Below are 13,607 nucleotides of genomic sequence, written 5' to 3'. Positions count from 1 at the left end.
ATCGGAATTCTCATGCTTGGATATGGCGCAGGTTGGCGTAATAGCCGCCAGCGCTCATGAGTTGGGTGTGTGATCCACTTTCAATGATTTGGCCTTTGTCCACCACAAGGATGCGATCTGCATGTTCAATGGTGCTCAGACGATGGGCAATGACCAAGGTTGTTCTGTTTTTCATAAGTACAGCTAGAGCTGATTGAACTTGACGTTCCGATTCACTGTCCAGTGCCGAAGTTGCTTCGTCTAATATCAAGATGGGTGCATCTTTAAGCAAGGCGCGGGCGATTGCGAGCCGCTGCCGCTGGCCTCCTGATAGTTTGGATCCATTTTCGCCCACCATGGTGTCTAACCCGTTCGGGAGTTTTTCAATAAAGTCCCAAGCATTTGCCGCCTGCGCTGCCTTTGTGACCTCAGCTCGGCTGAATGTCCCTAAAGCGCCATATGCAATATTTGCTTCAATGGTGTCATTGAAAAGAACAATGTCCTGGCTGACCAATGCAATGTTTTGCCGCAGACTTTCCAGAGTTAGCTCCACGGTGTTGGTTCCGTCGACAGTGATACGACCGGCGGTTACGGCATAAAAGCGAGGGATTAAGGAACTGATCGTTGTCTTGCCGCCACCCGATGCCCCAACAAGTGCAATGGTCTGGCCTGCCTCGATCTGAAATGAAATTCCGTTCAATGTTTCATGTTCGGCACCTGGGTACTTGAATCTGACGGATTCAAATGAAATATCTCCTTTGGCACGCTGAATTTTCTTTTTCCCTTGATCCTCCTCCTGGGATGTGTCCAACAGAGAAAAAACACTTTCAGCCGCGGCCAATCCGCGCTGAATGGTTGTGCTGACCGTCGTGAGTTGCTTGATAGGCGAAATTAACAGAAGCATCGCTGTAATAAACGATATGAAGCCACCCGGCGACGTGCCAGCCTGCCCGGTTGATTGACTCAATGCAAGATAGGCGATGATCGCGATGGCTACAGACGCTGCGATGTGCGTGATCGGTGTGACCGCCGACGCTGGAATTGCCTCCCGCATTTGAGCTCTGCGGAAAGTTTCTGTGGCATCAAAAAATCGCTGCAATTGGCGGCGCTGCCCGCCGAAAATCTTGACAACCCGCTCTGCTGAGACGGTCTCCTCGACTGTGTGCGAAATAGTCCGCATCGCTTCCAGACTCTTGCGGCTGGCTGCGCGCATTCTTTGAGAGAACGCTTTGACAATAAAAGCAATCACAGGTCCTATCGTCAAGGTAATTAGTGTGAGTTTCCAGTCTAAATAGAGAAGATAGGCGATCAACGCAGTTGCTGTGAGGGACTCCCGCACCACTGATATTAGTGCGCTGGTTGCTGCATCGGTAACGTTGTTTACGTCGTAAACAAGTCGCGAAATTAAATGGCCAGCGGATTGTTCGTCGTAGTGGTGGGTAGGCAGGACAAGCAGTTTTGCAAACATGTCGCGGCGCAGGTCAGTGACTAGTCGGCTGGACACCCACATCATTAAGTACCCCGTGCAATAGACAAAGACACTGCGTACAAAAAACAGCAGAACAATACCAACTGGTATCACCCAGACCATACGAGGATCAGCGGTTTTGAATCCGTTGTCCAGCAAGTACTTCATGATGGCCGGAAAAACGGGTTCTGTTGCAGCTGTTCCAATCATGCCAATCACAGCAAGAACGACAACCTTCCAATGTGGTTTGATATACGACAGCAATCGAAGATATAAGTCCTGATTGCTTTTGGGCTGGTCTTTCGTCATCTGTGATTTGAATTCACGGCATCTCAAACCGCCGTCGTGATCAGGATCCACTCCTGAAGAGGGGCGCTTCGCTTGATTATGCCGGCAACTTGCTACACTCCTAACATTCCTATGCGCCTTTCAGTTATCGTCATCACTCGCAACGAACGAGCTAACATTGTGGACTGTCTGTCGAGTGTCGACTTTGCTGATGAAATTGTTGTTGTCGACAACGCCAGTACGGACGGAACGGCAGACTTGGCTCGAAGTTTGGGCGCACAGGTTTCTGTGACATCAGATTGGCCTGGATTTGGGCCCCAGAAGAGCCGAGCGTTGTCGCTGGCTCGAGGTGAATGGGTTCTCTCTATTGACGCAGACGAGCGGGTGACACCCGAGCTTCGTGCAGAAATAGTTTCGCTCATAGTAAGTTCATCGTCTCTAAATGTTTACCGCATTCCAAGACTTTCCAGCTATTGTGGTCAATTCATGCAGCACTCTGGGTGGAATCCAGACTACGTAACTCGACTTTTTCGGCGTGGGCTGGCGAATTTTTCCGATGACTTGGTGCATGAACGCTTGGTCACAACCGAGGCTGTTGGAACACTTCGATCTCGGATCGTGCATTTGAGCTTTCCGAATTTTGAGTCAGTGCTTGATAAAGTGAATCGGTATTCGACGGCCGGCGCCCTTAGTATGGAGAAAAAGGGACGATCAGCAAATCTATGGAGCGCGTTGGGCCATGGGTTCTGGGCATTTTTTCGCACGTATTTTTTGCGCCTCGGTTTTCTCGATGGACAGTTGGGACTGGCGTTGGCGATTTCCAATGCAGAGGGTACTTACTACCGGTACCTAAAAAGATGGCTTGTGTTACGCAATCGTTCTGAATTGAAGTAGCAAATGAAAGAAGTGACAACCGCATTCATCGTTTTGACCTATAACAATCCGGGAAACTTGCTTAAGGTTTTGCAGGGACTCGCCGATCAGTGCGATGAGCGACATGAGATCATCATCGCCGACGATGGATCGACGGCCGAATCGATAGCCAGGGTGGGCGCTGGATTGCCAAAGTTCAATTGCCGCGTGACGCACGTATGGCACCCGGACAGCGGATTTACAATTTCTCGAGCTCGAAACTTGGCGGTTGCGTCAAGCAGCGCCGATTATTTGGTTTTCATGGATGGCGACTGCATTCCAAATCGTCACTTTGTTCAGGGGCATGAATACTTGGCGGAGCGAGGTTGCTTTGTGAATGGCAGTAGAGTCCTGTTAAGCGAGCGATTGTCGGCGTCAGTGTTAGCAGGGAATACTGATGTCGTGCACGCAACATGGGTAACCTGGATCAAGTGGCGCTTCCAGGGGGATTCGAACAAGATTGTTCATTTGGTGCGAGTTCCAGACATCAAAATGAGACGGGAAAAACGTTTCAGATGGAAACAAATTCGTGGGTGTAATCTGGCTGTTTGGAAGGAGGATTACATCTTGGTCAACGGATTTGATGAGTCCTTCGAGGGGTGGGGGCATGAGGATGCCGACTTTGTTTTGAGGCTACACAATTCAGGGCGGCAGCGAAAGAACGGGTTTTGTGCCACAGAGGTTTACCATTTGTGGCACAAAGAGAATAGTCGGAGTAACGAGTCAGTCAATCGAGATCGGGTTACTTTGAGGCTTAATTCCGGAGTGATCAGGGCCACGGAGGGAATTGATAATCCACTGATGGCGAACGATGCTGTTGTCAGAGTCATCAATTGATTCTTTTTCAAATTGAAAAACAAAAAAGGCAAGATGAGAAAATTAGTATTCAGGGTTTTGTTTGGCTTGGCGATACTTCAAGCATGGCTACCCGCGGTGGCCCAGTTTCGAGTAGAGGTCTCTGGCGTGGGGGTAACCCAACTGCCCATCGCCATTTCGGCATTTCGTGGCCAGGACTTGGTGTCTCAGAAGATCGCGGCTGTTGTTCAGGCGGATCTGGAGCGAAGCGGTCAGTTTCGGATTGTTGACGCGGGCGGGGCTGCGCTGGACGAGATGACTCGTCCTGACTTGGCACTTTGGAGGTCGAAGGGCGCCGACTCACTGGTCAATGGGAGCATTTCACGCTTGGTTGATGGTCGGTTTGATGTTCGATTTCGACTTTGGGATGTCGTGCGTGGGCAGGATATTGGGGCACAGAGCTATGCAGTGACTCAGACTGATTTGAGGTTGGCTGCTCATCAGATTGCGGACTATGTGTATGAACGCTTGACCGGTGAGAAGGGTGTTTTTTCCACGCGAGTTGCTTACGTGACCAAGTCCGCGCAGCGGTATCAGCTTTGGGTCGCGGACGCGGATGGCGAAAATGCACAGGCTGCATTGGCAAGCCCGGAGCCCATCATCTCACCTGCTTGGTCGCCCAACGGCGCTCAGTTGGCCTATGTTTCATTTGAGTCTCGCAAACCGGTGATATACACCCACGATGTGTTGACAGGCAAACGCCGTTTGATTGCGAATTTTCGAGGATCCAATAGCGCCCCTGCTTGGGCTCCTGATGGCCGGTCTTTGGCCGTCACACTTAGCAAAGACGGTGGGTCGCAGCTTTATGTGATCGATGCCAATGGTGGAGAGCCTCGCCGTCTGCTTCAGTCAAGCAGCATCGATACCGAACCCGCGTTTTCCTCGGATGGAAAAACACTTTACTTTGTAAGCGACCGGGGTGGCTCGCCCCAAATCTACAAAATACCGCCAAGTGGTGGCAATGTTGAGCGGGTCACATTTACCGGGAACTACAACATTTCACCTGCTATCAGTCCTGATGGACGTTGGTTGGCCTATATCACTCGGGTGAATGGAGCGTTTAAGTTGCAATTGATGGAGATGATTACTGGTACCGTCACGTCATTGACAGATACTGTTGCGGACGAAAGCCCGGCATTTGCACCCAATAGCAAGTTAATTGTCTATGCCACACAACAACAAGGGCGAGAGGCGTTGATGACGACGACTTTGGATGGCAAGGTCAAGGCCAGCCTGAGTGGGCAAGGCGGCGACTTGAGAGAGCCTCATTGGGGCCCATTCTCGAAACAATAAATTTACAGGAGTATTTACATGAAATCCGCATTGACAATTTTTTTAGGTGCCGCGCTATTGGCGGGATGCAGTTCTGCAGTGAAACTTGACGATGTCCCTGTCGTTGATCGCGCCGGAACAGCGCTGCAACAGGGTGGTGGAATTGGTGCCGGTTCCGGTTCTGGCGTCGGTAATGGCGGTGTGGCGCCGATTGATATTGGGCGAAGCAATGACCCATCTGCCCCTCCGGCCGGCCCAAGAATCGTGTATTTTGATCACGACAGCTTCGTCATCAAACCTGAGTTTCAAGGTTTGGTTGAGACCCATGCTCGGCATATCAAGGCGCTACCAAAGCGCAACGTTTCAATTGAAGGCCACACAGATGACACTGGCGGGCGTGAATACAACCTCGCATTGGGACAAAAGAGGGCAGAGTCAGTGCGAAACGCATTGAGTCTTCTCGGAGTAAGTGACGGGCAAATGGAAGCGGTCAGTTATGGCAAGGAAAAGCTTGCCGCCGTGGGCAACGACGAGGTCTCTCGAGCCAAAAACCGCCGTGCGGAACTCAATTACCGATAAATGAAAGGGACTGATACTGTGCGCTTGACATATGCCACCATTTTTTCCTTGTTCCTTTCGCTGGGGGCTGTATCCGCTCATGCGGCGCTCTTTGAGGACGAAGAGGCACGACGTGCAATTCTCGACCTGCGCCAGCGCGTCGAGTCCTCCCGGGTTGCGTCCGAGCAGTCCTCAGCCAAAATAAATGAGGATGTTCTCGTTGTTCGGCGAAGCTTGCTTGATTTGCAGAATCAAATAGAGATGCTTCGGATGGATGTGGCCAAATTGAGAGGCCAAAACGAACAAATGGTGCGCGAGTTGTCCGACACGCAGCTGCAACAAAAAAATATTGTTCAAACTGTAGATGAGCGGTTGCGCCCACTTGAGCCTGTCAAGGTTACCCTTGATGGGCGAGAGTTCACTGTGGAGCCAGCAGAGAAACGTGAGTTTGATGCTGCCCTGGCCGTCTTTAGAAAAGGCGAGTTCGCGACTGCGCAGACTGCTTTCTCCAGTTTCCTGAAGCGTTTTTCCTTGAGTGGCTATCGGCCATCGGCTTTGTTCTGGTTGGGCAATGCCCAATATGCGAATCGAGAATACAAAGAGGCTATGTTGAACTTTCGGAGTTTGATCGTTAGCGAGCCTGAGCACATGCGTGTTCCCGAAGCAGTTTTGTCAATTGCCAACTGCCAAGTTGAATTGAAAGACAACCGTGCCGCTCGGAAAACGCTGGAAGATCTCATCAAGGCATATCCTCAAGCAGAAGCTGCTGCCGCAGCAAAAGAGCGCTTGGCACGATTGAAATAAGTCGCTAATCGTATTACTGGGGTTGCGAGGCGAGCCCTTGGCTCGCCTCGACTGCTCTGAATATTGCTGGCATTCCTTAGCCCGACGTGGCATCTACTCCACGCCCTGATGGGCTCTTTGCAATTATCTAGCAGGGCCCCATGGCTGGGTTGGGGAGATGTCACCGATGAGTTGCATATTGATGCCAGTTATGCGTTTCCATTTTAGTTTTTTAGGATTTTGATGGATCGTCGTTTTTCTGGTCTGGAGCGGCTGTTTGGTATGGGTGGCGCCGGGCGTATTCGCGATGCTCATGTCGCTGTGGTGGGTGTCGGCGGTGTGGGGTCTTGGGCGGTGGAAGCATTGGCCCGTAGTGGTGTAGGGCGTCTTACATTGATCGACATGGATCATGTGTCTGAGTCCAATATCAATCGGCAACTTCATGCAGTCGACGCAACGATTGGTCAGTCCAAGGTTCTCGCCATGAGGGACAGAGTCCACTCGTTTCACAGTGAATGCCAAGTCGAATGCGTGGATGAATTCGTGGATGCGGTGAATTGGCCGTTACTGGTTCCTGATGGCGTGAGCGCTGTCATTGATGCCTGTGACCAGGTCAAAGCCAAGACGGCGATGGCTGTGTGGGCCCGCCAAGCCAAGAGGCATTTTATTTCGGTTGGTGCCGCTGGCGGCAAACGACAACCACACCTCGTTGATGTCAGTGACCTTGCCAGCGTGACTCATGATCCACTGTTGGCCCAACTGCGATACCGTCTGCGCAAGGAACATGGCGCCCCCAAGGACGGTAAAAAAATGGGTGTCACTTGTGTTTTCAGCCGAGAATCTGTCGCGCCTCCCGACGCGTCTTGCGCCGTTGATGGTGATGGCAGTCTCAACTGTCATGGTTACGGGTCGGTCGTTAGCGTGACCGCCACATTTGGTCAGTGTGCAGCGGGCTGGGTATTGAACCAAATAGCGAAAAAGTGCTAAACCTAGAAAGAACTGGGTTATAATTTAAGGCTTGGAGAAATGCAACTTTTTTGTTTATTTTTTCAAAGGGATGTTAGCTCAGTTGGTAGAGCAGCGGACTTTTAATCCGTTTGTCGTGGGTTCGACCCCCGCACATCCCACCAATTCGGCCCTCTGGGCAAAAAAAGCCTGATCATTAATGTGGTCAGGCTTTTTTGTTTGCGGGTGCGTTAAGAAAGCTCCTTGGCGCTTGACGCCAAGGAGCTTCTTTAATTAGCGGATGATGACCGACGCGCCATCGCCGCGGGGGGCAATTAAACCAATCACGTGAACTTGTTCGCCGGCAGCCTGCAGGGTTGCCTGGCAGGCGGAAGCGTGCTCAGCGTCTATCACGACGACCATTCCAATGCCGTTGTTGAAGGTTCGGTTCATTTCAATGTCGTCGATTCCGGCAGTTGTTTTCAGCCAGGCGAATAATTCAGTTTGCGGCCAGCTTCCCTTTTGCAGGTGGGCCGCTGTTCCTTCTGGCAAAACACGGGGAATGTTTTCGAGCAAGCCGCCACCTGTAATGTGGGCCAATGCCTTAATAGGGTGCGCGGCCAGCGCCGCCAGCACAGTCTTGACATACAGACGGGTGGGCTCCATCACTGCTTGTTTGAACGGTTTGCCGTCCAACGTGGCCGGCAAAGCGTCGCCGACCCGCTCAATGCACTTGCGCACCAAGCTGAAGCCATTCGAGTGCACGCCGCTGGAAGCCAATCCCAGAACAACGTCACCCGGTTTGATTGTTTGGCCAGTCAAAATTTTTGACTTTTCGACTGCACCAACCGCAAAGCCGGCAAGGTCGTATTCGCCCGCCGGGTACATGCCGGGCATTTCAGCCGTTTCGCCGCCAATCAAGGCGCACCCAGACAGTTCGCAGCCTTTTGCAATACCGCCAACGACGGCCGCAGCGGTGTCAATGTCCAATTTTCCGCAAGCAAAATAGTCCAGGAAAAAGAGGGGTTCTGCGCCTTGCACCAGAACATCGTTGACACTCATGGCTACCAAGTCGATGCCAACGGTGTCGTGCATGGACCATTCAAATGCCAATTTAAGCTTGGTGCCAACGCCATCAGTGCCGCTGACCAACACCGGCTCCTTGTAGCGCTTGGGAACTTCGAACAGTGCGCCAAATCCGCCAATTCCGGCCAACACGCCTTCGCGCATGGTTTTCTTGGCCATTGGCTTGATGCGCTCGATCAGTGCATCACCTGCGTCAATGTCGACGCCTGCATCTTTGTAAGACAGGGGGGCGGGATTCAGGGGAGTTGTCATGTAAAGTGCGTTCGTAGTTGCGTTGGAGCGGGCGATTCAACAGCGCCCTATAAAATTTGCCCTGATTTTAAGGGTTCCATCCCATCTATCCCTATGCAATTCACCCCAACTCAAAAAAGAGCCGCCAGCTGGTGCCTATTGACGGCGTTCATTTCGTTCGCGTTGTGGCTGTTGGCGCCTGTTTTGACGCCCTTTGTCATTGCCACGGTATTGGCCTACGCTCTAACCCCGTTGGTCGATTGGCTGGACAACGTCGGCAACCGCCGCCTGCCGCGCATGCTCGCGGTGCTGGTCGTGGAATTGTTGTTTATTGTGGTCGTCCTTGCCGTGATGCTGCTCGTTGTCCCAATTTTGGTGAAACAGTTGCCACTGATGCGGGAGCAGGTGCCGGTGCTTCTGGATACATTGAACTCAACGTTAAAGCCGTTCTTTGCACAGTTCGGAATCGCCTTCTCATGGGATGTCGGCAGTATCAAGGCCTTCATGTTGAAGTATCTCAACGCCAATGCTGACAATGCTTTCGCCTCGGTCATGACATCACTCAAGCTGGGCGGCAGTGTGGCGTTTGCCATTTTTGGCAATGCCGTGCTGATACCCGTGGCCCTGTTCTACTTGTTGACGGATTGGCACAAACTTGTCCCCCGCGTTCTTTTGTTTGTGCCGCCGCATATGCGTACCTCATTTGACAGTTTCACTGCCGAAGCTGATGCTGTGTTGGGCCAGTATTTGCGCGGTCAGTTGTTGGTGATGTTAGTGTTGGCGGTTTTTTACAGCATTGGATTGGCGTTGTTTGGCCTGGATCTGGCATTGCCAATTGGTGTCTTTACGGGGTTGGCGGTTTTTGTGCCTTATGTCGGCTTTGGTTTGGGCTTGATATTGGCCACTCTCGCCGGTTTTTTGGAGTTTGCGACGTCGGCGGGGCCAACCAAGGCGATTGTGATGGTCGCTGTCGTTTATGGCTTGGGTCAGTTCATTGAGAGCCTTTTTTTAACCCCTCGATTGGTGGGCGAGCGAATTGGTCTGCATCCGCTGGCTGTAATTTTTGCGCTGCTGGCATTTGGACACCTTTTTGGATTCGTGGGCGTCTTGGTGGCCTTGCCTGTTAGTGCGGTCTTGCTTGTCGCAGTTCGGCGTGCGCAAGCCCACTATCTGTCCAGCCAGCTTTACCAAAAGGGAGGCCAATAGATGAAACAAATCGCACTTGATATTGGTTTGGCAACCGAACCAACACTTAAAACTTTTTTTGCCGGTCCGAATGACGCTGTGTTGAGCCACCTCGCGCTGTGGGTGGGTCAAAAGGCCGGTGGGGCGGTCCGATCGCCGGTGCCTACCTATTTATGGGGCAGCAGCGCAAGCGGGAAAACGCACTTATTGAAGGCGGTTCTGGAAGCGCTGCGGGAGCAGGGCGCCAGCGTTGGCTGGCTGGACGCCAATGTGCAAGAGCCACCGGAGTTTGATGAACGCTGGGCCACGATCCTGATGGATGACGTACACCAGTACAACTCCGTGCAGCAGCAAGCCGCATTCAACTGGTTCATCAACGCACAAACACATCAACGCTGGATTTTGGCCGCCGGCGCATTGCCTCCGGCTGATCTGAAATTGCGCGACGACCTGCGCAGCCGTTTGGGTTGGGGTCACGTGTTTCAGTTGCATGTACTTAGTGAGTCTGAGCGACGGTCCGTACTTCGCCAGGCGGCTGACGCGCGGGGCGTCTTTCTGGGCGACGAAGTCATGGACTTCATGCTCAACCGGTTCAGCCGTGACTTGGGCAGCCTCATGGAGCTGCTCGAGCACCTGGATGGCTACGCGCTTCAAACCAAACGTGCCATCACCATACCGCTTATCAAATCCATGCTGGAGAACACCTGATTCATGAAGTTGGCACTTTTCGATCTTGATCACACCCTTATACCTCTGGATTCGGACCATTCCTGGGGAGTGTTTACAACAAGTTTGGGTTGGAATGATCCGATTGACTTCACCCTGCGCAACGACGACTTCTATGCGGATTACAAGGCAGGCACGCTCGATATTCGAGAGTACATTCGCTTTTCGACGGCAGCCATGCGAACGCATGGCGCTATCGAATCAGAAGTAGCTCACGCTGACTTCATGAGGGATGTGATTGCGCCAGCGATCAAGCCTCAGGCCCTGAATTTGGTCGCGGGGCACCAGGACGCTGGTGATCAGGTGCTGATCATCACCGCGACCAATGAGTTCGTGACACGTCCCATCGCTAAGGCGTTTGGGGTGGATGAACTTCTGGCGGTTGAGTTGGAGCGCGAAGATACAGTTGGTGGTAGCTGGTTCACGGGTGAAATCAAGGGTGTTCCTTCGTTCCGCGAAGGCAAGGTGACGAGGCTTGAGGCGTGGCTTGCATCGCGGCAGCTGCGCTTGGCCGACGTGGAAAGCACTTTTTACACAGATTCCATCAACGATCTCAGTCTGATGGAAAATGTGACCCATCCCGTCGCAACAAATCCGGACGAGCGCCTGCGCGCCATCGCGGTTCAACGGGGATGGCGCATACTTGACTTGTTTTGAGTCTTTTTTTAGTGAAGAGAATCCGGGCTGCGTTGTAAATTGCGCGGTTGTCTCTCAAAGTTTCAGGTTTCAATGATTAAAAATTTTATCGACAAGCTACTGGGCAAGTCCGCCGTAGCGGCCAAAGGCAAAAAACAGCAGTTTGGCAAGCGAGAGGAAGTGGGTGTTGCCACCCACGGTATTAACCCCGCCTTGGTGGATGAGCGTGCGCTCAATGTTGTTCGCACCTTGAAAGCGGCCGGTTTTGAGGCTTACATTGTGGGTGGCGCTGTGCGAGACCTGATGGTTGGGCTGGCCCCCAAAGACTTTGATGTGGCCACCAATGCCACGCCAGAGCAGGTCAAGGGGTTGTTTCGCCGCGCCTTCATTATTGGACGGCGCTTTCGCATTGTTCACGTTGTTTACGGGCGTGGGCGAGAGCATGAGGTGATTGAAGTCTCGACCTTTCGAGCCTATATGGACAATGCTGCCGCTGAGGCGGTAGCTGGCAACGAGCGCACCAGCAAGAGCGAGCTCGCCGGCATGAAACACGCCGTAGACGCTTCAGGGCGGGTTTTGCGTGACAATGTTTGGGGGCCGCAAGAAGAGGACGCAGTTCGGCGTGATTTCACCATCAACGCCATGTACTACGACCCGGAAACCCAGGTTGTGGTGGACTATCACAACGGAATTCGGGATGCTCAGAAGCGCATCATTCGCATGATTGGCGATGCGGCCACCCGCTACCGGGAAGACCCGGTGCGAATTATTCGCGCGGTACGTTTCTCTGCAAAACTTAGCGCGCTGGGCTTCGAGTTGGAAGCCAAAACAGCCGCGCCTTTAGTCAAGTCACAGCAATTGTTGGCCGATGTGCCACAAAGTCGATTGTTTGATGAAATGCTCAAGCTTTTGCAGACCGGCCACGCACTGGCTTCTATTGAGCAATTGAAAGCACTCGGCATGGCCCGGGGTATTTACCCCTTGCTGGATGTGGTGGTTGAGCGCGCCGCTCAGACTTTTGTCAATGCCGCGCTTCGCGACACTGACCGTCGGGTAGGCGAAGGCAAGCCGGTGGCCCCGAGCTTCTTGTTGGCTTGTGTTTTGTGGGCGGACGTGCGGGACGGATGGGCGCTTCGGCTCAAGCAAGGGCAGCACTCGCACCCAGCCCTTCAGGACGCGATTGACGATGTGTTCAATGCCCGCATCGGTGATGTGTCAGGGCGCGGCAAGTTGGCCGGCGACATGCGCGAAATCTGGATGATGCAGCCGCGCTTTGAGAAGCGGGTAGGCAGTGTGCCCTTTGGCATGGTCGACCAACCCCGTTTCCGTGCAGCGTTCGACTTCATGCGACTTCGGGCCGACGCAGGGGAAGTCGAGGAAATGCTGGCCGACTGGTGGCAGGAGTTCAGCATGGCGCATGATGATGTGCGCCAAGACATGGTGGACCAGGTCCGGGACGAGCAACAACAGCGCCAGCGGGCGCCACGGGTCCACAAGATGCCTAAAGCCGCCCCCGTTGATGACGCCAATGTGTCTGCACCTTCACAATCAGGTGCGGAAAACTCTGAACCCAGTGGTGAAATCGGCGATGCGCCCAAGAAGCGCCGCCGGCGTCGGCGCAGCACGGGCCCTAAAACCGCGGGAGAGGTGGCGCCGGACTCCGGCGTTTGAACGGTGTGAGTCGTCCCTTGGTGACTGCCTATGTCGCTCTGGGGGCGAACTTGGGTGATCCCATTGTCGCTATCCAAAAGGCCATCCAAGATCTTCAAGCACTTGTCGGGGTTCGATCGGTACGTTGCTCCAGCTTGTACTTGACCGCACCCGTCGATTCAAGTGGGCCGGACTATGTGAACGCGGTTGCTGAGCTTCAAACTGACTTAACCGCTCCAGATCTTCTGGCCGGCTTGCAGTGCATTGAAAACACAGCAGGGCGCGCGAGACCCTATCGCAATGCCCCTCGTTTGTTGGATTTGGACATACTGACATACGGCCAAGGAGTGATCAACAGCCCTTTATTGCATGTGCCGCACCCCCGTATGTTCGAGAGGGCGTTTGTTTTAATTCCCTTGGCGGAAATCTCACCTGAACAGGTCAGTGACGCGCAAATGCAGGCAGTGGCGGGTCAAGCAATCACTCGCCTGACCGCGTAGGGCGGGACGGGCAACACGCCGCGCCACCGGGCGGCCGTTGGTTACTCCAGTTCAGCGATCAACTCGATCTCAACGCAGGCACCCATTGGAATTTGCGCGACGCCAAAAGCGCTGCGTGCGTGAGCGCCCTTGGCCGCAAAGACTTCGCCAAACAACTCGCTGGCGCCATTGGTCACCAAGTGTTGCTCGGTGAAGTCACCGGTCGAATTGACCAATGACATCAGTTTGACGATACGTTTGACCCGGTTCAGGTCGCCCACTGCGGCATGCAAGGTGCCCATCAGATCGATGGCGATGGCGCGGGCGGCCGCTTTGCCTTGCTCTGTTGAGGTGTCCTTGCCTAACTGGCCAACCCAGGGTTTTCCGTCCTTCTTGGCGATGTGACCACTCAAGAAAACGAGGTTGCCGGTCTGAACGAAGGGCAGGTAGGCCGCTGCGGGCACTGAAACCGGTGGCAGTGTGATGTTGAGCTCGCTCAGCTTTTCATAAATACTCATGATGTCTCCTTGGTGGTTTGATGATCAAATTGGCCG

Annotated in this window: 14 protein-coding genes and 1 tRNA gene; 12 read left to right on the top strand and 3 right to left on the bottom strand. The window is 53.4% G+C overall.

The features are described 5' to 3' along the window. Positions 1 to 10 precede the first annotated feature (10 nt). Positions 11 to 1,756, bottom strand: a complete 1,746-nt coding sequence (gene msbA, locus J8G15_RS05055; RefSeq protein WP_210546451.1) for a lipid A export permease/ATP-binding protein MsbA — start codon at positions 1,754 to 1,756, stop codon at positions 11 to 13. Between the two features lie 111 nt (positions 1,757 to 1,867). Between msbA and J8G15_RS05050 the strand changes: the two genes are divergently transcribed. The 7 genes from J8G15_RS05050 to J8G15_RS05020 all read left to right on the top strand — a co-directional run bounded on the left by J8G15_RS05050 (position 1,868) and on the right by J8G15_RS05020 (position 7,245). After that, on the top strand, positions 1,868 to 2,629 hold the full coding sequence (locus tag J8G15_RS05050; protein WP_210546450.1) for a glycosyltransferase family 2 protein: 762 nt from the start codon (positions 1,868 to 1,870) through the stop codon (positions 2,627 to 2,629). A 3-nt stretch (positions 2,630 to 2,632) separates the two neighbouring features. Continuing rightward, positions 2,633 to 3,484, top strand: coding sequence for a glycosyltransferase (locus tag J8G15_RS05045; RefSeq protein WP_240538450.1), 852 nt, complete (start codon positions 2,633 to 2,635; stop codon positions 3,482 to 3,484). Positions 3,485 to 3,517: 33 nt separating this feature from the next. Further along, entirely contained in the window at positions 3,518 to 4,795 is a 1,278-nt protein-coding gene (gene tolB / locus J8G15_RS05040; RefSeq protein WP_210546449.1) for a Tol-Pal system beta propeller repeat protein TolB, read from the top strand. An 18-nt stretch (positions 4,796 to 4,813) separates the two neighbouring features. Then, positions 4,814 to 5,353 carry an OmpA family protein gene (locus tag J8G15_RS05035; protein WP_210546448.1) on the top strand — a complete coding sequence of 180 codons (540 nt, stop codon included), beginning with the start codon at positions 4,814 to 4,816 and terminating at the stop codon, positions 5,351 to 5,353. Continuing rightward, the gene (gene ybgF, locus J8G15_RS05030; protein WP_210546447.1) at positions 5,354 to 6,136 is read left to right on the top strand and encodes a tol-pal system protein YbgF; all 783 of its coding nucleotides are present in this window, start codon (positions 5,354 to 5,356) and stop codon (positions 6,134 to 6,136) included. A gap of 222 nt (positions 6,137 to 6,358) precedes the next feature. Next, positions 6,359 to 7,102, top strand: coding sequence for a ThiF family adenylyltransferase (locus J8G15_RS05025; protein WP_210546446.1), 744 nt, complete (start codon positions 6,359 to 6,361; stop codon positions 7,100 to 7,102). 67 nt (positions 7,103 to 7,169) lie between these two features. Further along, a tRNA-Lys gene (locus J8G15_RS05020) sits at positions 7,170 to 7,245 on the top strand. Positions 7,246 to 7,354: 109 nt separating this feature from the next. Here J8G15_RS05020 and purM read toward each other — a convergent pair. Next, positions 7,355 to 8,398: a phosphoribosylformylglycinamidine cyclo-ligase gene (gene purM, locus J8G15_RS05015; RefSeq protein ID WP_210546445.1), complete on the bottom strand. Its 1,044-nt coding sequence runs from the start codon at positions 8,396 to 8,398 to the stop codon at positions 7,355 to 7,357. A gap of 93 nt (positions 8,399 to 8,491) precedes the next feature. Between purM and J8G15_RS05010 the strand changes: the two genes are divergently transcribed. The 5 genes from J8G15_RS05010 to folK all read left to right on the top strand — a co-directional run bounded on the left by J8G15_RS05010 (position 8,492) and on the right by folK (position 13,074). Beyond that, complete coding sequence (locus J8G15_RS05010; RefSeq protein ID WP_210546444.1) at positions 8,492 to 9,583, top strand: AI-2E family transporter; 1,092 nt, start codon at positions 8,492 to 8,494, stop codon at positions 9,581 to 9,583. Next, positions 9,584 to 10,270, top strand: a complete 687-nt coding sequence (gene hda / locus J8G15_RS05005) for a DnaA regulatory inactivator Hda (protein WP_210546443.1) — start codon at positions 9,584 to 9,586, stop codon at positions 10,268 to 10,270. A 3-nt stretch (positions 10,271 to 10,273) separates the two neighbouring features. Further along, positions 10,274 to 10,945 (top strand): HAD family phosphatase, encoded by a 672-nt coding sequence (locus J8G15_RS05000; protein WP_210546442.1) that lies wholly within the window; start codon positions 10,274 to 10,276, stop codon positions 10,943 to 10,945. Positions 10,946 to 11,017: 72 nt separating this feature from the next. Beyond that, a complete protein-coding gene (gene pcnB / locus J8G15_RS04995) occupies positions 11,018 to 12,595 on the top strand; it encodes a polynucleotide adenylyltransferase PcnB (protein ID WP_210546441.1) in 1,578 nt (525 codons plus the stop codon). Between the two features lie 5 nt (positions 12,596 to 12,600). Beyond that, positions 12,601 to 13,074, top strand: a complete 474-nt coding sequence (gene folK, locus J8G15_RS04990) for a 2-amino-4-hydroxy-6-hydroxymethyldihydropteridine diphosphokinase (protein ID WP_370627495.1) — start codon at positions 12,601 to 12,603, stop codon at positions 13,072 to 13,074. A gap of 41 nt (positions 13,075 to 13,115) precedes the next feature. Here the strand turns inward: folK and J8G15_RS04985 are convergent, their stop codons facing one another. Continuing rightward, positions 13,116 to 13,571: a RidA family protein gene (locus tag J8G15_RS04985; RefSeq protein ID WP_210546440.1), complete on the bottom strand. Its 456-nt coding sequence runs from the start codon at positions 13,569 to 13,571 to the stop codon at positions 13,116 to 13,118. Positions 13,572 to 13,607: the final 36 nt, after the last annotated feature.

It is taken from the genome of Rhodoferax sp. PAMC 29310, assembly GCF_017948265.1.
Lineage (GTDB): Bacteria > Pseudomonadota > Gammaproteobacteria > Burkholderiales > Burkholderiaceae_C > Rhodoferax.
Note: the sequence above shows the minus strand (reverse complement) of the source record. Positions and strands in the feature narration are given on the sequence as shown.